Here is an 18,536-nt window from a genome sequence, read left to right as displayed (position 1 = left end):
ATAGGTTAATTCTTATCGTTTTAATGTCAATAAAAACAACAGAATGGTGGTCTGTTTTACGAATCATAAAAAACTCCTCTGAAGATTATTCAAAGGAGTTTATTATTGTTTTTCAGATGCACGTGATCTGAATATGATTTTATAGTGATTATGGTTCAGGCTTTATCTAGGTAAATTGTATGTTTTGAATGCTTATTTTTTAATGATTTTATGCTTGAAAGTTATTCCACCCTTTAAAACGATATTGACAAAATAAATTCCTGTGCTGTAAGGAGACAGGTCAATCCTGCTTTCTTGATGGGTTTCAGCTAATTTTTTTCCGTCTATACTGAAAAGGCTTATTGACACAATATCTTCTTTTGACTTTATATTCACAAAATCAGACGTAGGATTAGGGTATATGCTTACATCTACAGTCTTAATATCTTTTATATCCAAAGCTGCATTGCTTTTACCCTGCATATAAACTGATAAATAAACGTCTCCCTGCTGTTGATTGAAAACGGCGGTTGGTATGGTGTGTTTCAGAGTATGATTTCCGGCAGTGATATTGGGTAATGTAAATCCTCTGATGGGAACTGAATTTCCCGGACACCAATTGTTCCATGAGGTCCATTCGTTGAGGGTTTTTGGAACTGTCCCATAGATTCCGTTACCCTGTGTGTTGTACACTCTGTAGGGCTCACAGGAAATTCCTCCAGGAGTATAGGTGAGCATCTGTACGTCATCTATATAGGTGTAGTTTTGTCTTCTTACATATTCTTCACCGCCACTGTTTGCTCCGTGTGGAGTAGATATTACGTAGAAACGGGCATTAGTAACAGGGTTAGGAAGATTAAAGTTGACAATTCTTACTGTCTCACCCGGAACGTTCGTACTATTATAGTTATTAAGTGTATTATAAGTCAGTATAGGAACGATAGTATTGTAATCTGTAGGCGTAGCTCCTGTATCTGTTGAAAAGAAATTCAGGGTTCCGGAAAAAACATCAATCCTGCCGGAGCATCCTGCAACCTGGGTTTGTGCTGCATAAGGAACTCCAAAAACATCAAGTTCCATATACATATCATAAGCGTTACGCAGTCCGGTATCATGAAATACACTATAAAGATTACTCAAATCATAAGTGTAAGGAACTTCAAGAGGAGAGCGGTTTTTATTCATAAACGGGGTGATGTATCTGCCTACTTCAACTCTTTTCACATTGGCATCATTTAAAGTGTAGGTGGGCTGATTTTTAGGGATCATCGCCAGAAAAACACTTCCCAGACGGTCATAGTTGTCACACAAGGCACCTATGGTTACCCTCATGGCAATTTTTGCTTTGAAGGAGTTGAGTTCAGCATCTGTAAGTTTTCTGGCATATCTTGTATTGGAAAGCCTGATGAGACCTGCCGGCACCGGATCGGATACCGTGGCTGCATAGCCGTCATAATACGTTGCCTGAGAGATCACATTCACCTGAGTGGTTTGTGACTGAAAAAGGCCGGCCAATAAAATATTCAGAAAAAATAACTTTTTATACATATTGTCTGTATTTATCACAAATATATTAAATATTCGTTTAAAGTATTGATAAATCATATTGAAAAATCACATTTGTTTGAGAAATTAAAATTTTATCTTTAAATTAGCGCAATGTTCAATATTAATTAATCAATGATGAAAAAAATTTTACTTTTCTCTTTGTTATCGACAGCATTAATGTTTAATGCCCAAATCAATTTAAACATTGGAAGCACAAATGTCGGTACGGCACCGGTGAGTAGCTTTTTTTCGTATTCTTATGTTCAGCAGCTTTATCCTAAACAGGAAATCAATGCCAATGCTGCAGGGAATATCACAGGTCTTGTATTTTATATAGACCCTTCAGCAACTATTTCTGATTCTTCAGACTGGACGGTTTATCTTGGACATACTTCAAAGACAGCATTTGCGTCCGGTACAGACTGGATTCCTGTTTCACAGCTTACTCAGGTGTACGCAGGTACCGTGGTTAAGAATAACAATAGAGTAGAAGTTACTCTTACAACGCCATTTGCCTATAATAATACCGATGATTTAGTCGTTGCTGCAAAGGAAAATTCTCAGAGTATTGATATTAATAATTTCGATGAAGCCTTTCGTGTTTATCCCTATACACCCAATTCAACCCTTTATTACAAGGGAGACCGTATGATCGTGGATCCTGCAGTTCCTCCAGGTGGAATAAGAGCTGATTATAAATCAGCGATCACTATTTCAGGATTGACGCCAAGATCTACTCCTGCTTGTCCTTTAGTGAGTTATCCTTTAAATAATGCCCAATCTGTTCCTTTGTCTCCAAACATCAAATGGTTCCCTGTTTCGGTAGCAGATTCCTATAAAATTTCATTAGGAACAAGCCTTGGAAGTACAGATGTTATCAATCAGCAGGTTGTAACGGGTACTAATTTCACTCCCTCAGCTCCTCTTAATGCGAATACCAACTACTATTTAAAAGTAAGTGCTGTTTCAGCGGGTATTGAATCTTCAGGATGTGCCGATGTAGTTTTTAAAACGATACCTTCGGTTCCTTTAAATGATGCTTGTTCCGGTGCTTTAGTGGCATCAGTTTTCCCATATGAATATACCCAGATTGATGCAATATCTTCTACTAATAATAATGGATTCATAACCTCGTGTGCCGACGCAATGAATGACGGGACGTGGTTTAAATTTACCGGAGACGGAGGTCAGTTTACCGTTGGTATAACAATGCCTGCTGGCAGTACCTATGATCCTCAGATGGATATATACAGCGGCACATGCAGCAGTTTAGCGTGTGTGAAAGCAATGGATAACGGTGGTGGCGGTGCTGCAGAAACCTATACATTCACAACTACAGCAGGAACCGAATATTTTATAAATGTTGGAGCCTATGAAGAAACAGTCGATATGCCGGAAAATGTTTTTACCATTAAAATTATTAAACTTTAATAGAGGTGGATTGTCAATAGTGAATAGTGAATTGTCAATAATGAATAGTAAATTTTACTAGTAAGAAACCATTCGCAGTTGACTTGCGTAGCAATATTGAGCATTTATAAAAAACCTGATTTAACATACTGTTTTATAAGAAATTATTACCGTAACTTTCACTGCATGAATTGATCTTGTGCAGTGAAGTCCTTGTTATGTCACTCCGAGTGCTTTACTAATCCCGGAATATTTAACAAACTTTAACTCAAAAATGGCATTCATTATGTTGATTAATGCCAGTATTTATCAGAAATTTACCACTTATTTTAATTAAAGCTATGTCAGATACATATCAAGCCGAAGATATCCGCCAGTTGACGGAAAAAGTAAAAGAAAAAAACTACTTATTTTCCCTTCTGAGGCAGGAAATCAACAAAGTGATCATTGGACAGGAATATATGATAGACCGCCTTTTGGTGGGGCTTTTGGGGAACGGACACGTTCTTTTGGAAGGGGTACCCGGACTGGCAAAAACTTTGGCGATCAAAACCCTGGCAGAAGCTGTTCACGGACAATTTTCCAGAATACAGTTTACGCCGGATTTACTCCCTGCAGATGTTGTCGGGACCATGATCTTCAATATTAAAGACAACGATTTTTCCATAAAAAAAGGTCCTGTTTTTGCCAATTTCGTATTGGCAGATGAGATCAACCGTGCGCCGGCAAAAGTACAGTCGGCACTACTGGAAGTAATGCAGGAAAAGCAGGTAACCATTGGTGACGAAACCATGAAGCTTCCAAAACCGTTTTTGGTACTGGCTACTCAAAACCCAATCGATCAGGAGGGAACTTATCTGCTGCCGGAAGCCCAGAGCGACCGTTTTATGCTGAAATGTAAGATCGATTATCCGAATTTTGAAGATGAAAGAACGGTGATGAGAATGGTTTCTACCTCTCATCAGCCTGTTGTCAAGCCTGTTATCTCACTACAGGATATTGTAGATGCTAAAGAACTGATCAATCAGATTTATCTGGATGAAAAGATCGAAAAATATATTCTGGATATGGTTTTTGCGACCCGTTATCCTGAAAACTATGGACTTTCTGAACTTAAAAATTACATTGGTTTCGGAGCTTCACCAAGAGCATCCATCAACCTGGCGATTGCATCCAGAACGTATGCATTCCTGAAAGGAAGGGCATTTGTTATTCCTGAAGATGTAAAAGCATTGGCTCAGGATGTACTAAGACACAGAATTGGTCTTACTTTTGAGGCAGAAGCAGAAGAAATTTCATCAGAAGAGATCATCAACAGAATTTTAGCAAAAATTCAGGCTCCGTAATGAGTGAAGTGATCATCAGAAAAGGGGTTCAGGAAGATTGTGCTCCCATGCTGGAGCTCATCAGGGAACTTGCAGAATATGAAAAGGCACTTCATGAAGTGACTTTAACTTTGGACGAGTTTACAGAAGACGGCTTCGGAAAATCTCCGGTTTGGGGAGCTTTTGTAGCTGAACTGAATCATGAGATCGTAGGAATTTCACTATATTATGACAGATTTTCAACTTGGAAGGGAAGAAGACTGTATCTTGAAGATCTGGTGGTAACAGAAAAAATGAGAGGGAAACAGATCGGAAAACTTTTGTTTGATGCCACTTTGGAATATGGAAAATCTAACCAATACAGCGGAATGGTTTTCCAGGTATTGAACTGGAATGAACCCGCCATTAATTTTTATAAGAAATACAGCCCCAAATTTGACAATGAATGGCTAAATGTTTCGATTGAATTGAGAGATTAGAAGTGAGAGGATGAAAGTAAGGAAGATGGGAGATGGAAGCGCAATTTGAACCTCGAAACCCGCAACGCATTTATGGAAATAAAAGATATTGTAAAAAAAGTAAAGCAAATTGAGATCCGTACCCGAAAGAAGACGGAAGCTTCGCTTATGGGACAGTATCACAGTGCTTTTAAAGGACAGGGGATGACGTTTTCGGAAGTTCGTCCGTATCAGTTTGGCGATGAGATCCGCAGAATCGACTGGAATAAAACAGCTCGGTTTCGTGAACCTTTCGTAAAAGTGATGGAAGAAGAAAGAGAACTGACCATGATGATTCTGGTAGATATTTCTGCTTCCATGGATTATGGAACCAAAGGCCAGCTGAAAAGGGAATATGTAGCAGAAATTGCTGCCAGTCTGGGGTTTTCAGCCGCAGGAAACAATGATAAAGTAGGAGTGATCCTGTTTGCAGATAAAGTGTATAAAGTGATTCCGCCGCAAAAAGGCAGAAAGCATATTCTTTCCATTATCAGTACTATTCTAACGGCTGATTACGTGCCAGCTGTATCAAAGATCGATAAGGCTATGGAATACATGATGGGGATTTTCAAAAGGAAATCTCTGGTTTTTCTGTTTTCGGATTTTGAAGATACTTATGATTCCAAAATGCTCCGGGTAGCTTCAAAAAAGCATCAGCTGCTGGGGATGAGAATCTATGATGAAAAAGATAACGAAATTCCTGATGTAGGCTATGTTCTTTTGCATGATGCTGAAACAGGAAAAGAAGTCTGGGCCAATACTTCCAATGCAAGGTGGAGATACACCTTCGCGGAAGCCCAGAAACAGAAAGTCCGTGCTCTGGAAGAAGATTTTGCTACCAGTTCGGCCAGCTTTATGAATATCAGCACAGGTGCGGATTATTCTAAAATGCTGTATAATTATTTTCAGAAGAAGTAAATCTAAATAACAAAGGCTCCGGCCTTAACCACCATTATTTGAAATTGAAAAAAATATTATTCATACTGTCTTTTCTAATCTGTGCAAATGCTTTTTCACAGATATTGTCTTCGAAGCTTGAAAAGAAGACCCTTGCTTTGGGTGAAGTTAATCGCTTGATTATTAAAATTGACAATGTCCATGATCTGCAGGTGGTTGCAGCCCCTAAAAATGAGCTGCTTCCTTTCCATTTCGAGGAAATCAAAGATAGCATTGGACAGAACCAGAATTTCTACGAAAGAAAAATTGAGTTTTCAGTTTATGATGAGGGAAAATTTACTATTCCTGAACTGGAATTTAATGTAGGAGGGAAGATTTTGAAAACCATTCCTTATGAAATTGATGTGATCAATACAGCTCAAAAGGCAGATCAGATCAATGATATCATGAATAATAAAGAGGTAAAACTTGAAACTAAAGATTACTGGGAACTTTATAAATTTTATATTCTGGCGGCTCTTGCAGTTATTGCTCTGATTATTGCGGTCATTATGTTTATCAAATGGGGCAGGAAATCTAAAAGTTCACCGGTAGTTGCAACCAATCAGACTTTAAAGGAACTGGATTCTCTGAAAAAGAAAAAATACATTGAAGACGGAAATTTCCGTTCGTTCTATGTTGAATTAATAGAAATATCAAGAACATTTATTGCCAAACAGTATCATCTTCCCGCAGATGTTCTTCTTACCGACGATCTTATTGACGTCATGAAAAAGAATAACACCATTTCTCAGGAAAACGAAAAAATAGTGGAAGATGTATTCTTAAGAGGAGATCTTGTAAAGTTTGCCAAGACCTTCCCAGACCAGGTGACTATGGAAAAAGATTTTGCAGACATCCGGGATTTTGTGAAGAGATCATCAAAAGATTTAGAATTTGAAAACTTAAGAAAGGATGTTTAATTTCGAATTTTACAGTCCGTGGTTCCTGCTGCTTTTTCTGCTGTTCATTCCGCTGTTCATTAAAGATGCGGGCGGAAAGAAAAAGAAAGGAATTAAAGTTCCCACTGTCCAGAATATGGAAGATAGTGGAGGAATCCGTGCGGTGCTTGTTCTGCTTAAACTCTCGAAGTATATCATTCTTTCAGCGCTTATTGTTGCCATGGCGAGACCGAGGACTTTTACGGTCTCTCAGGACAGAGATGATACCAAAGGGGTAGATATCATGCTTTCGATAGATGTTTCCCTGAGTATGCTTGCGAAAGATCTTAATCCGGACCGTATTACGGCACTAAAAGATATTGCTGTGAAATTTGTTCAGAAGCGTCCGAATGACAGGATAGGAGTAGTGGCATATGCAGCAGAAGCATTTACCAAAGTACCGGTGACTTCAGATCATCAGGTGGTGATTGACGAAATTAAAAATCTTAATTCTGCAGGTCTTGAACCGGGAACAGCGATCGGAGAAGGACTTTCTGTGGCGGTAAATCATCTTATCAAAAGCAAAGCTAAAAGTAAGGTAGTGATCCTGATGACCGATGGGGTAAGCAATATTCAGAATGCAATACCTCCACAGCTGGCAGCAGAACTGGCTAAGAATAATAATATAAAGGTATATGCGATCGGGATCGGAACCAACGGTTTTGCACTGATGCCAACCTCTCAGGATATTTTCGGGGATCTGATTTTTACCGAAACGGAAGTAACGATCGATGAAAATACGTTGAAAGAAGTAGCACAAGTTACTGGCGGAAGATATTTCAGAGCGACTTCCAACAGCAGTTTGGAGGAAGTTTATGACGAGATCAACCAATTGGAGAAATCGGATGTCAAAGTTTCCAAGCTGTACAACTATGATGAATATTTTAAAATCTTCCTTTGGATCGCGCTGGGGATGCTGTTCTTTGATGCACTGCTGCGATGGGTATTATATAAATTTTTAAGCTGATGAATTGGTCTTTAGGAAATTACTGGTATTTACTTTTGCTGCTGCTTTTGCCGTTGCTGGCTTCCTTTCTGATCCGTTTTTTGAAATGGAAAAAGAAGAAAAGGGAGATTTTTGCTGAGAGCCGTTTTCATGAAAGCTTATTTGAAAAAAGGTCAGGATTTACAAAATTCTTTCCCGCTTTATATCTTTTGGGAACGCTGTTTCTGATATTTTCCATTATAGACCTTCTGAACGGTTCGGAAGAAGTGAAAACCAATCAAAGGCTTAATAATGTCATCTTTATGCTGGATGTTTCCAATTCCATGAATGCGGAAGACATTGATCCAAGCCGTCTTGTGGAAGCGAAAAATTTGATGGTGAACACCATGCAGAAGATGAAGAATGACAAGATCGGTATTGTGATTTTTGCTGGTGAAGCAGTTTCTATCATGCCGCTTACCACTGATTACGGTACTGCGGAAACCTACATAAGTGCTGTAGAAACAAATTCCATGAAGATCCAGGGTACGGATTTTTTGAAAGGAATGCAGGCAGCAGCAGAGAAGTTTAAAAATGTAAGCAAAGGCTCAAGAAAGGTGATCCTGCTGAGCGATGGTGAGGATAATGAAGGAAATGACAATGCCGCTATCAGGCTGGCCAATAAAGAAGGTATCTCCATAACATCGGTAGGCATAGGAACGGATGAAGGTGCGCCGGTACCGGAATATGTTTTCGGACAGCTGATGGGCTATAAAACGGATATCGACGGCGGAACGGTAATCTCTAAAAGACAAACAGAAGCCCTGAAGAAGATGGCAGAGTCTACAGGTGGGGACTATATTGATGGAAATAATGTGAACGAAGCTCCCAATAAGATCATCGATGCCATGAATAAAAAATCTTCATCTGCACAAACTTTGGTGAGATCCCAGAACGCGAATCACTACTATCAGTATTTTTTAATCGTCTCTATTTTCTTCTTCTTTTTAATTTATATATTGAACCCGAAAAAAGATTTCAATTTATAATTTTTTACACTTTGTTTATCAATATTTTAAATCAATACTTTAACCGAACTTTAACAAATAGAAGTCTGTTTATTAACATATAAACGAATAATTTTGCAGGTAATGAATACTAAAATCATTTTTTTATCGTTTCTTATTGCTTTTTCGTTCTCAAGCGTAGTGTTTGGGCAGGAAAACTATAGAACGTTAGTATATGAAGGTAATCAGAAATTCAATGGTAAAGACTATGATGGAGCGTCCTCTAAATACATGGAGGCCGTAAAAACCAATGAAAAAGATTTTACAGCTCATTATAATCTTGGGAATGCATTGTATAAAAGCAAGAAGTATGAAGAGGCTAAAGCAGAGTTTGACAAAGCACAGAAGCTTTCGCAGACACTGCCCGATAAAACGGCAGCTCTCCATAACCTGGGCAATACTTATATGCAGATGAACCAGCCGGAAAAGGCGGCGGATTATTATAAGCAGGCTCTGAAGCAGAATCCTTATAATGAGGCAACCCGAAAGAATTATGAAATTGCCAAGCTGAAAGAAAAGGAAAAAGAACAGCAGCAAAAAAACGAGCAGAAAAATTCAGGAAAAGGCGGTGGCGGAGATGATAAGAATAAAAATGATGATCAGAAAGGCGACAAAAAAGATCAAAAGCAGGATCAGGGTAGTGGCCAGCAGGAAGAAGGGAAGAGCGAAAAAGGAGATACTTCTAAGCAGGATCAGAATGATGAAGGGAAAATGCCTAAAAACCTTGAAAATGCCATATTAGATAAAGTAAGCGAAAAAGAAAAAGAAACCGCCAAAAAAATATTAAACAAGAATTCTTATTCGGTGCCCCAGAGCAACGAAAAAGATTGGTGATGCAACAGAAATTAATTTACATATTATTCATTTTTGCATCCGTAATTTCTTACGGACAGGTTAACCTGTATATGGAGTCTGATAAAGCAGAGTACAATGGAAAGGATGTTGTCAACCTTACGATTATTCTGGAACTTAATGGCGTTGATCTTGAACCACAGACCCGTTTTCAGCTTCCTGATCTTTCAAAATTTACCATCATAGGAAGCGGATCCGTAACCAATACGTTGATTGATCCCGCAACCAATACACTTGTTACCCAGAAAGTATCCAGAATTGCTCTTGAACCTAAGAAAAAAGGGAAAATTAAAATAGGTTCCGTTTTGGTAACGGTTAACAATAAGATCTACAAGACAGAACCTTTCGACGTCAATATAAAAGATATCATTGAAAAGAGATCTCTTGCGAGTAATATGTCCAGCGAGATGTATCTTAATATGGAGATAGAAGACCGTGAGGTATACCAGGATCAGCCAACCATAGCTGTATTGAGGGTATATTCTAAAAACATGGACAACTTCAGAAAAGTGAAAGATGTTCGTCTTCCGCATCAGGATAATATTAATGTCCATCCTATAAGCTTCAGCAAGTCGGAGATTGACCCTTCAGGGGCCGGAAATATGGCTTCCCAGATTGTAGCAGTATTTATGGTGTTTCCTAATGAATCAGGGTATGTAGATGTTCCTTCGGTCTCAGCGTCTGTAAGCTCTTACTCCAACAAGAATAAAATTGTTTCCAATAAAGTAAAACTTAATGTAAAAAAACTTCCCGAGGGATCGCCTGAATACTTTAAAAATGCAGTCGGGAATTTCACTGTGAATGTTTATAATGCATCAAAGGATAAAATAGAGGTTGAAAAACCAATTAACGTAATTGTGAAAGTTTCAGGAGAGGGGAACCTGCCCGATATGTATCTTCCGAAGATCATGTCATCTCCGGATTATGAGGTTTTTACTCCAAAAATCACTTCCAAAGTGGCTCCCGGAACTACAGGAATGAAAGGGGACATTTTCGCTCATTATGTGGTGATTCCTAAAAAAGCAGGACCTATTTCCATCCAAACCGAGCAGTTTGCTTTCTTTGACCCGGCCAGCCGCGAATATGTAGACCTTGGACAGAAAATCCTTGCACTGAATGCATTTTCTCATGATCAGATTCTGGAATCACGTACGACCGTTGAGAAAGTAAACGAATATACCAATACTCTTTTAGAAACAGTAAATACGCCTGTTCTAAAGACAACAACATTTAAAGTAAAAGAAAAGAGTAAATTCCACTGGAATATTCTTTTAACCAATATTGCTATTCTTGTAGGATTATTTATTGTCTATCTGTTATTTAAGACTTGGCAAAAAAAGCGAACGTTAGTTAGAGAAACAACATCTCCGAAACCACTTGGCTCTGTGGCTGAAACAGAAAAAGAAATCAGAGAAACGCTGAAAACGGATATTAACGATTACTTCAGCTATCTTGAAAACCTTAAAGATAACGGAGATTATGAAAAGTTCTTTGATACTGTAGAGGATATGGACCTGGATGTAAGAAAACATTATTTCCAGAGCCCTTCAGAAGATTTCAGAACATTTTTGGAAAGTTATAAAGGACCTGCTGTTGCTGAGGAATACAGAAATCTATCCCAAAGAATTCAAATGGAGAAATACTCACCTTTGAAATCACCTGAAGGAATGGAGGAACTTTTGAAAGCAGTTGTTAATTTGTATTCACGAATTAGCAAATAATCACTTTTTTTTCATATTTTTGCGAAATTATTAATTACAAAGAGATGGAAATACTTAATGATTTCTCTATTAAAGAGATCGTTACCTGCTTTATGGTTCTTTTTGCGGTAATCGATATTATCGGTTCTGTTCCTATTGTGGTAAGCCTTCAGCAGAAATTCGGAAAGATTGAAGCCGGAAAGGCATCGATTACTGCCGGAGTGATCATGATTGTTTTTTTATTCGTAGGAAACAAAATCCTTAAGCTTATTGGAGTAGATGTCAATTCATTTGCCATTGCCGGAGCTTTTGTGATTTTTATCATAGCACTGGAAATGATTCTTGGAATTGAAATCAACAAAACGACAGAAGCAAAGGCTGCATCCATTGTCCCTATTGCGTTTCCGCTGGTAGCTGGAGCCGGAACCCTGACCACAACGCTATCTCTTAGAGCTGAATTTCATGATATTAATATTATTTTAGGAATTGTTCTCAACACAATTTTCGTATATTTGGTGCTGAAATCAGCGAAGTGGCTGGAAAACAAAATGGGAGAGGCTACCCTGTCTATTCTTCAGAAGGTTTTCGGAATCATCCTTTTGGCTATTTCAATAAAATTATTCACCGCTAACTTTGCCCAATTGGTGCAGAATTATATTAATTTTTAAGAATCATGCAGAAGTTTTATAAAGTATTTCTAGTTGTGTTTATCGTTTTCATTGCCATCAATCTTTATGCATTAGACTGGCAGACGGATCTTTTATCAGAAGATAACCTGAAGTTTGTATTTTCAATTGCTTCAGCAGTTCTCGGTTTGATTTTGCTTTTTGTGTTAGATACATGGAGCAGAATTGGAGTGAAGAAATAATTTAAGAATCACATTATTCTATATACTAAAACCTCTTTCGTTTGAAGGAGGTTTTTCTGTTTGTATGAGCTAATTATGGTATGTGGCTTCGAGAGCCTCAGCCGCCCATGATTGTTTTATATTATGATTTAGAAATAGAAGGGGGTGTATCGGTTCCGGTGGCTGAGGTCCTCGAAGGCACCTTTACCTGGATTTTAATCCTAAGAAATAATAAGATTCTTTAAAATTGCTTCTGATTTGAGTTCTGTCTCCCGCCATTCTTTTTCAGGATTGCTTTGCGCTGTAATGCCGCCTCCTACAAAGACGTGTACGGAATCTTTATATAGCCTTGCACATCTGAGGTTCACAAAATACATGACCCATTCGTCTGTTTCCACTTTAATAAAGCCGGCATAGAATTCACGTGGAAATTTCTCAAATTGCTGAATACTCTTTTTACAGAAATCCTTTGGAATTCCGCAGACAGCGGGAGTAGGATGGAGGTCATGGATCAGATTGTCCAGGTCTTCAGGCCGGATACGGGCTTTGAAATCCGTTCTCAGATGTTTGATGTTTCCTGAAATATGATCGTGTGTTTCTGACAACTCTATGTTCTCCGAATAATCTTCAAGAATGTCTTTAATGTAAGATGTAACGGGTTTCTGTTCTTCAATCTCCTTTTCTGTCCATTCCTCGGATACCGGAAGTGTTCCGGCAAGGCTCATAGTTTCAAACTCGTGAGTGGTTTTATTGAATTTCCCAAGGGTCTCCGAAAAAGCACCCATCCACGCGTTCTCTCCATCATTAAAAATATACCTGAATGCGTTTGGGTACGTAATACAAAGCTTTTTGAAACTTTCCTTATAATCGATTCCGTTAAAACCAGTGAATATCTTTCTTCTTGAGTACACAAGTTTAGGAAGCTGATGGTCTTTGATAACATCAATAACCTGCTGGAGAGTATTTGTATATTCGTCTTTGGTTTCTGCCTTGAAATGACTTTCATCTTTCAGCAGTGTTTCATTGGTCATCGCTGTCTGCTCAAATGGTTCGGAAGCTTCGGTGATATTGCTTTCGAAACTGATGTGCCTCAAGAGATCAAAAGAGTGAAAACTGATGGATTCTCCATCTTGTTTTTGATCGGTTGAATATAATGTTTCGTCGAAAGGAAGTTTGAAATAAATCATGAGCTGTGGATAGGTTTTGAAAATTACCACCCGGAAATAGTGTAGGAAATTCCCAAGTTGATTTTCCTTTCAGCAAAGGTATTATTAGTCTTAAAAATGTCAAAATTAAAAGAGCTGTTTTTTAGCGAAATATTTCTCATTTTATATTCCTGGTATTCTAAAGACAGAAGAAATTTCGGCATGATTCGGTATTGAATTTTGAACAAATAAAAAAAGACTCAAAAAAATTGAGTCTCATATTTTTTAGTTGGTGTTTTAAAACTATTTCAGAATAATATTGTTTGTCATCGTGGTATGGTTGATGAGCGTTCCTTTTTCATCCCTGATTTCAATTTCAGAAACATGCATTGTCTTTCCTTTTCTGATGAAACGTGCCGTAGCCGTTACAATTCCATCTTTTTTACTTTTGAGGTGGTTAGAATTAATATTCGTTCCTACCCCATAATATTTACTGCCATCGATAAAAATATTAGACAGGCTTGACCCTAAAGTTTCTGCCAGAACACAGCTTGCACCACCATGCAGAATACCAAAAGGCTGATGTACCTTGGGCTCAACCGGCATGGTCGCAGTAAGGGTTTCATTGTCAATGTCGATATCGATGAATTGTATTTCAAGTGTTTTTGCTAATGTTACACCGTTTCCCCAGTTGTTTAAGAACGTAAGGAGCTCTTCTTTAGTCTGACCTTTCATTTTATAAGTGATGAATGATAAATAATGAATGATAATTGATGATCGGATGAGTCAAAGTAATTTCGCTAACTTCTAACTTCTAACTTCTAACTTCTAACTTCTAACTTCTAACTTCTAACTTCTTCCTCATTGTCTGTTCCCATAATATTCGGGTTCCAGTTAGCAGGGATTTTAGGTCCGATGTCATTTTTAATATAATAATCCTGAATCTCGTCCATGATCTCAGAAAAAGGAACAGAAGCAATCCTTTCATAAGGAATGGTATAGCCTAAATAAACAATATTTCTTTTAAAATCACCGGCTGCGAGAACGATAGGAACTTTTGCAGCTAATGCCATATGATAGAATCCTTTTCTCCATTTCGGAACCCAGCTTCTCGTTCCTTCTGGGGTAATAACAAGACTGAAATCTTCTTTTTCAAATTGCCTGGCTACAAAACTCACCAGATCATTTTTCTGGGTTCTGTCGATTCCAATTCCTCCCAGGCTTCTTACCACACTACCGTACCATGCTTTTGTGTGGGCATCTTTGATGATAATTTTCAAAGGTTTCCCCAAAGACCAGTAGGCAAGATTTCCCAATAGATATTCCATGTTGTGGGTATGTGGTGCTACCACAAGGATACATCTGTCCAGGCTTTTTGCATCGCCTTGTAGAACGACTTTCCAGCCCAGTATCTTTAACATTATTTTACCTATCAGTTTTCTCATATATCTTTAGATTAAAAACAAAAAAGTACAACCAAACAGGTTATACTTTACAAATATATTGAAATATTATCGCTCTTAAAACAAACCGCTGATTAAATCTACGATTTTCATTACAATTTCTAATGCAACTTGTACCATGGTTAGGGTGTTTTTTATTGATTTGGTTAATTATTTTTAACTATACGAATGTATAACATTTTTTTAACATAGCGAACTAAATACTCTTTTTTTTTAGTTTTCTGAGAGAAGAAGAGTGTGAATTTCAAACGGTTGCCTTCCATTCACACCTCCTGCACTCTCTGAAGGTAATTATTTAGTTTGTATGGAAATTTCGTCTTTTCCGTCTTTGATTTTGATGTCTACATTTTTGTTCATCTTTTTGATGGTAGACTTCATAGAATCCATTACTTTGTCAGCCTGGGAATTCGGAACTTTTTTCCCATTGATGATAATACTGTCTTTATCGTCAGAGTTATATTCAATTGTAGAACCATTGACAGAAATTTTGTTCTTTTCAATTCTGATTTTTCCGTCTTCATCTTTTTCCTGATCACTGTCGTTGATTCCGTCCCCGTTTAGATCTCCGTCAAAATTGATTCCGTCTTTTTTCACTGGAAGGACAATCATATTTTGAGGAACTACCAGTTCGTAATTAATACTGTAATCTCTGAATCTGTGTTCATAAGGATATTTGATATAATTTGGAAGAATAACTTTGTTGTTAACAATTTCTACCGGAACGTTTACGTTAAGAGGAAGATTGTATCCTTTAGCTTCTTTCTTAATAATCAGGTAAGGTGTTTTAATATCTGCCTTTCTTGTAACTTCTACATGTACCCAGTCTTTTTCAAACACAGAGACTTTGTCAGAGTAAAGATCATCATCGTATCCTGTAAAGTTTTGTGGAATAGATATCTGTTTCATATCTACATATAAACTATCAGAAGCTGTATTGATAGAAATCTCTTCCGTATCTTCCTTATGTCCTTTCAAGAACATTTCTTTTTTCGCCATACTAATTCCGAAATAAGTAGAAATTGCAATTAATGTAAGGAATAATGCTCCTAAAACCCATCCTGTATTTCTTAATTTAGTTTTTGGTGAAATAAGTTTAATACTTAACAGTGCGAATATCATTGCCGGGATTAAACTTCCAATAATGATCATTGCCATCAGTACATATTTCATGTTCCCATCATCAAACAGGTAGTTCATATGATTGATAGGAGGAAAATCGTTATTTCCCATAAATCCAAATGCTACAAATGCACCTAATAAGCTTCCGAATGCCATTAATGCGAAAATTCCTCCCAGAATATATCTTATTACATTCCAGATTCCGCTCCCTGCATTGTTGATATAAGGTTTGTTTTCGATGTAAATTTCTCCAACTCTCTGAGTAGATTCATTGGCAAACTGAACCAATTTATTAGACTCATTCTTAAGATTGTCGAAGTTCATAGGCTTTCCCTTCATTTTCAGGAAGTCTGCAGCTGTTTCTGCTTTAGGAAGTACGATCCAGAGAATTACATAAAGAAGGCCAATCAGTGAAGAAGAGATAGCTGCTGTGAAAATACCTAATACAAAGATTCCAAGCCAGATAGCTCTCATCGCAGTAATGTCCATTCCTACATAGTAGGCAAGACCTGCACATACTCCTGCTATCTTTTGTCTTTCAGGATCACGGAATAATTGCTTTTTATCTGTATATTCAGTACCTGAAGTATTGGTTTTTTTAGTGTTTTTCTCAGAAAAATATGCTTCTTCCTGCTCTTCGATCTTTTCAGGAGTTCCGATTTGAGCAATTACTCTTTCTACATCAGAATCATTTACCACTTCACGTTTTCCTAAAGAATCTCTGAAGATTTCAACCATTCTTATTTCTATATCATGCATTACCTCCTCCTCCTCTGAAGCATCTAATGAGCTTCTCAGTGCATTCAGATAATCGCTGAGCTTTATATATGCGTGTTCTTCTATGGTGAAAGAAAAACCTGCGAGTCCTATTGAGAGTGTCTTGTTCATAGCTTTGTTTTTTATATTTTTTGAGTGATTTGATTGACTGACGCTGTCAGCTCTGCCCAGGTATTTTGAAGTTCAGTCAAGAAAAGTTTTCCTTTTTCTGTGATCTGGTAATATTTTCTTGGTGGTCCTCCTGTAGATTCTTCCCATCTGTAGGAAAGAAATTCTCCATTTTTCAGTCTTGTAAGGAGAGGATAGAGGGTTCCTTCCACTACATCCAGTTTTCCTTTTTTAAGTTCATCAATTAGGTCAGAAACATACATTTCACGGTGATTGATGAGACTTAATATGCAGAATTCCAGAATCCCTTTACGCATTTGCGCTTTGGTATTTTCAGTATTCATCTTTAATAAGTTTTGTTAATTAGTTATGTTTTAAGAATAATACTCCTAGCTAGATGAGCTTCTTCTTATTTTACATTACAAAGATATGTAATTAAAATGGTAATATGCAATACAAAGTAGTGAAAAAATATAAATAAACAATATAACTAATTGATAATCAGTATAATTATTTTTATTGATGAATTTTAAGAAATGAAAATTTTAAAGAAACCGGATCAAATTGTTATTAATTTTCCTTTTAAGCTGGTTGGTCTTAGAGTAACAAGAGCTTTTTTTTCTAATTCTTTCTGATAGGATATAAAACTGAATTTTTTGTAGAATTTACGGATGATAAGAGCCATTTCCATCATGGCAAAGTGCTCACCAATACAAAGTCTGGGCCCTGCACCAAAAGGGTAGTATGCAAAATTCTTGGCATTTTCATCATCAAAACGCTCCGGAATAAAAGAGTTTGGATCTTTCCAATATTTAGGGTTTCTGTGGAGACCAGTGATATAAAGGATGATCAAAGTATCTTTCGGCCAGGAATATTCTTTGAAACTGTCATTTTCCAAAGCCTGACGATCAATGGCCCAGGCTGGAGAATGCAGTCGCATAGATTCTTTGATAATATTTGAAGTAAAAGATTTTTTCATTAAGCTGTCAGAAGTAAAAACCATTTCATTTTCTTCTGTGATTTCTTTTCTTAATTTTTCCTCGGCTTCAGGATTCTGACCGATCTCGAAAAAGATAAAACTTAAAGCATTAGCAGTTGTTTCGTGGCCCGCAATGAAGAGAATGAGCATTTCATCGACCAGTTGTTCATCGGACATCGGAAGCTGCGTGTCTTCATATCTTGTCTGGATAAGCATGTCCAGCAAATCATTTTTCTCTTCTCCTGAACTTCTTCGTTTATCCAAAACCCCTTGAATAATAGCCTTTGCTCTTTCGCTTTTTTCAAGAGTCTTGTCAAGCACTCCAAACATTTTTAATATTTTAGAATAAAAAGGCAAACGGACTTCTTTCGCGAAAACTTCCTGAACTTCTGTAATGATTTTACCCAGTTCTTTCACCCGATTTTCATCAATATCAGAACTGAAAAGGGTCTTGGCTACAATGTTAAAAGCAAGCTTGTGAAAGAAATCATACAAGTCCAGATCCTGTTCAGGTTTAAATGATTGAAAAGCTTTATCAATTTCTTCTTCCATAATGGAAACAAGGTTGATGATTTTTGTTTTACTGAAACCGGGTTGGATCAGTCTTCTTTGTTTTAGCCAATCTTTTCCGTTGTTAGTGAGCAAACCGTTTCCCAGATACTTTCCTAAAGTGATGGATTGGATCTCGGATTTGTAATAGTTTTTGTGATTCTGTTTTAAAATATATTCTGTGAATTCTTTATCCTGAGAAAAAATAAAGTTTTTATTCGTAAGACTGTCTTTGATGCAGTAGTTATCTCCTGCAATGTCATGGTTTCCGGTAATCACCAATAGCGGATTTTTCAATCCTTTCAATAGAGAATACAACTTTCTTGTTCCTTTAATTTCCGTTGGATAATTGAATTCTGGAGCCATATT

Annotated in this window: 18 protein-coding genes; 11 read left to right on the top strand and 7 right to left on the bottom strand. The window is 37.3% G+C overall.

What is annotated here, in order from left to right; genetic code table 11:
* Nucleotides 1–192: 192 nt before the first annotated feature.
* Nucleotides 193–1,527, bottom strand: a complete 1,335-nt coding sequence (locus HHL23_RS17960; protein ID WP_169236157.1) for a peptide-N-glycosidase F-related protein — start codon at nt 1,525–1,527, stop codon at nt 193–195.
* Nucleotides 1,528–1,662: 135 nt separating this feature from the next.
* On the opposite strand from HHL23_RS17960, the gene HHL23_RS17955 reads away from it, so the two are divergent.
* The 11 genes from HHL23_RS17955 to HHL23_RS17905 all read left to right on the top strand — a co-directional run bounded on the left by HHL23_RS17955 (nt 1,663) and on the right by HHL23_RS17905 (nt 12,048).
* Nucleotides 1,663–2,958, top strand: a complete 1,296-nt coding sequence (locus HHL23_RS17955; RefSeq protein ID WP_169236156.1) for a hypothetical protein — start codon at nt 1,663–1,665, stop codon at nt 2,956–2,958.
* 320 nt (nt 2,959–3,278) lie between these two features.
* Complete coding sequence (locus HHL23_RS17950; RefSeq protein ID WP_169236155.1) at nt 3,279–4,283, top strand: AAA family ATPase; 1,005 nt, start codon at nt 3,279–3,281, stop codon at nt 4,281–4,283.
* Nucleotides 4,283–4,741 (top strand): GNAT family N-acetyltransferase, encoded by a 459-nt coding sequence (locus tag HHL23_RS17945; protein ID WP_169236154.1) that lies wholly within the window; start codon nt 4,283–4,285, stop codon nt 4,739–4,741. Before HHL23_RS17950 ends, HHL23_RS17945 begins: the two co-directional genes overlap by 1 nt.
* 72 nt (nt 4,742–4,813) lie before the next feature.
* On the top strand, nt 4,814–5,677 hold the full coding sequence (locus HHL23_RS17940) for a DUF58 domain-containing protein (protein ID WP_169236153.1): 864 nt from the start codon (nt 4,814–4,816) through the stop codon (nt 5,675–5,677).
* Between the two features lie 44 nt (nt 5,678–5,721).
* Nucleotides 5,722–6,618, top strand: a complete 897-nt coding sequence (locus tag HHL23_RS17935) for a BatD family protein (protein ID WP_394354158.1) — start codon at nt 5,722–5,724, stop codon at nt 6,616–6,618.
* Nucleotides 6,611–7,603, top strand: a complete 993-nt coding sequence (locus HHL23_RS17930; protein WP_169236151.1) for a VWA domain-containing protein — start codon at nt 6,611–6,613, stop codon at nt 7,601–7,603. Before HHL23_RS17935 ends, HHL23_RS17930 begins: the two co-directional genes overlap by 8 nt.
* Nucleotides 7,603–8,610: a vWA domain-containing protein gene (locus HHL23_RS17925; protein WP_169236150.1), complete on the top strand. Its 1,008-nt coding sequence runs from the start codon at nt 7,603–7,605 to the stop codon at nt 8,608–8,610. Before HHL23_RS17930 ends, HHL23_RS17925 begins: the two co-directional genes overlap by 1 nt.
* 102 nt (nt 8,611–8,712) lie before the next feature.
* Nucleotides 8,713–9,462 carry a tetratricopeptide repeat protein gene (locus tag HHL23_RS17920; protein ID WP_169236149.1) on the top strand — a complete coding sequence of 250 codons (750 nt, stop codon included), beginning with the start codon at nt 8,713–8,715 and terminating at the stop codon, nt 9,460–9,462.
* Nucleotides 9,462–11,201, top strand: a complete 1,740-nt coding sequence (locus HHL23_RS17915) for a BatD family protein (protein WP_169236148.1) — start codon at nt 9,462–9,464, stop codon at nt 11,199–11,201. The genes HHL23_RS17920 and HHL23_RS17915 overlap by 1 nt, the downstream gene beginning before the upstream one ends.
* Nucleotides 11,202–11,245: 44 nt before the next feature.
* Nucleotides 11,246–11,848 carry a MarC family protein gene (locus HHL23_RS17910; RefSeq protein WP_169236147.1) on the top strand — a complete coding sequence of 201 codons (603 nt, stop codon included), beginning with the start codon at nt 11,246–11,248 and terminating at the stop codon, nt 11,846–11,848.
* A 5-nt stretch (nt 11,849–11,853) separates the two neighbouring features.
* A complete protein-coding gene (locus HHL23_RS17905; protein ID WP_034728849.1) occupies nt 11,854–12,048 on the top strand; it encodes a hypothetical protein in 195 nt (64 codons plus the stop codon).
* Between the two features lie 200 nt (nt 12,049–12,248).
* Here HHL23_RS17905 and HHL23_RS17900 read toward each other — a convergent pair whose 3' ends face one another.
* From HHL23_RS17900 to HHL23_RS17875, 6 genes are all read right to left on the bottom strand, one after another.
* Nucleotides 12,249–13,214, bottom strand: a complete 966-nt coding sequence (locus tag HHL23_RS17900) for a chorismate-binding protein (protein WP_169236146.1) — start codon at nt 13,212–13,214, stop codon at nt 12,249–12,251.
* A 261-nt stretch (nt 13,215–13,475) separates the two neighbouring features.
* Nucleotides 13,476–13,907, bottom strand: coding sequence for a PaaI family thioesterase (locus HHL23_RS17895; RefSeq protein ID WP_169236145.1), 432 nt, complete (start codon nt 13,905–13,907; stop codon nt 13,476–13,478).
* A 107-nt stretch (nt 13,908–14,014) separates the two neighbouring features.
* Nucleotides 14,015–14,617: a 1-acyl-sn-glycerol-3-phosphate acyltransferase gene (locus HHL23_RS17890; protein ID WP_169236144.1), complete on the bottom strand. Its 603-nt coding sequence runs from the start codon at nt 14,615–14,617 to the stop codon at nt 14,015–14,017.
* Nucleotides 14,618–14,926: 309 nt separating this feature from the next.
* Nucleotides 14,927–16,642 (bottom strand): PspC domain-containing protein, encoded by a 1,716-nt coding sequence (locus tag HHL23_RS17885; protein WP_169236143.1) that lies wholly within the window; start codon nt 16,640–16,642, stop codon nt 14,927–14,929.
* Between the two features lie 11 nt (nt 16,643–16,653).
* Nucleotides 16,654–16,983 carry a PadR family transcriptional regulator gene (locus tag HHL23_RS17880; protein ID WP_073333048.1) on the bottom strand — a complete coding sequence of 110 codons (330 nt, stop codon included), beginning with the start codon at nt 16,981–16,983 and terminating at the stop codon, nt 16,654–16,656.
* 215 nt (nt 16,984–17,198) lie between these two features.
* Complete coding sequence (locus tag HHL23_RS17875) at nt 17,199–18,533, bottom strand: cytochrome P450 (RefSeq protein WP_169236142.1); 1,335 nt, start codon at nt 18,531–18,533, stop codon at nt 17,199–17,201.
* Between the last annotated feature and the right edge of the window lie 3 nt (nt 18,534–18,536).

It is taken from the genome of Chryseobacterium antibioticum (assembly GCF_012927325.1).
Classification (GTDB): domain Bacteria; phylum Bacteroidota; class Bacteroidia; order Flavobacteriales; family Weeksellaceae; genus Chryseobacterium; species Chryseobacterium antibioticum.
The sequence above is the reverse complement of the archived record's forward strand: the minus strand, read 5'-3'. Positions and strand labels throughout refer to the sequence as shown.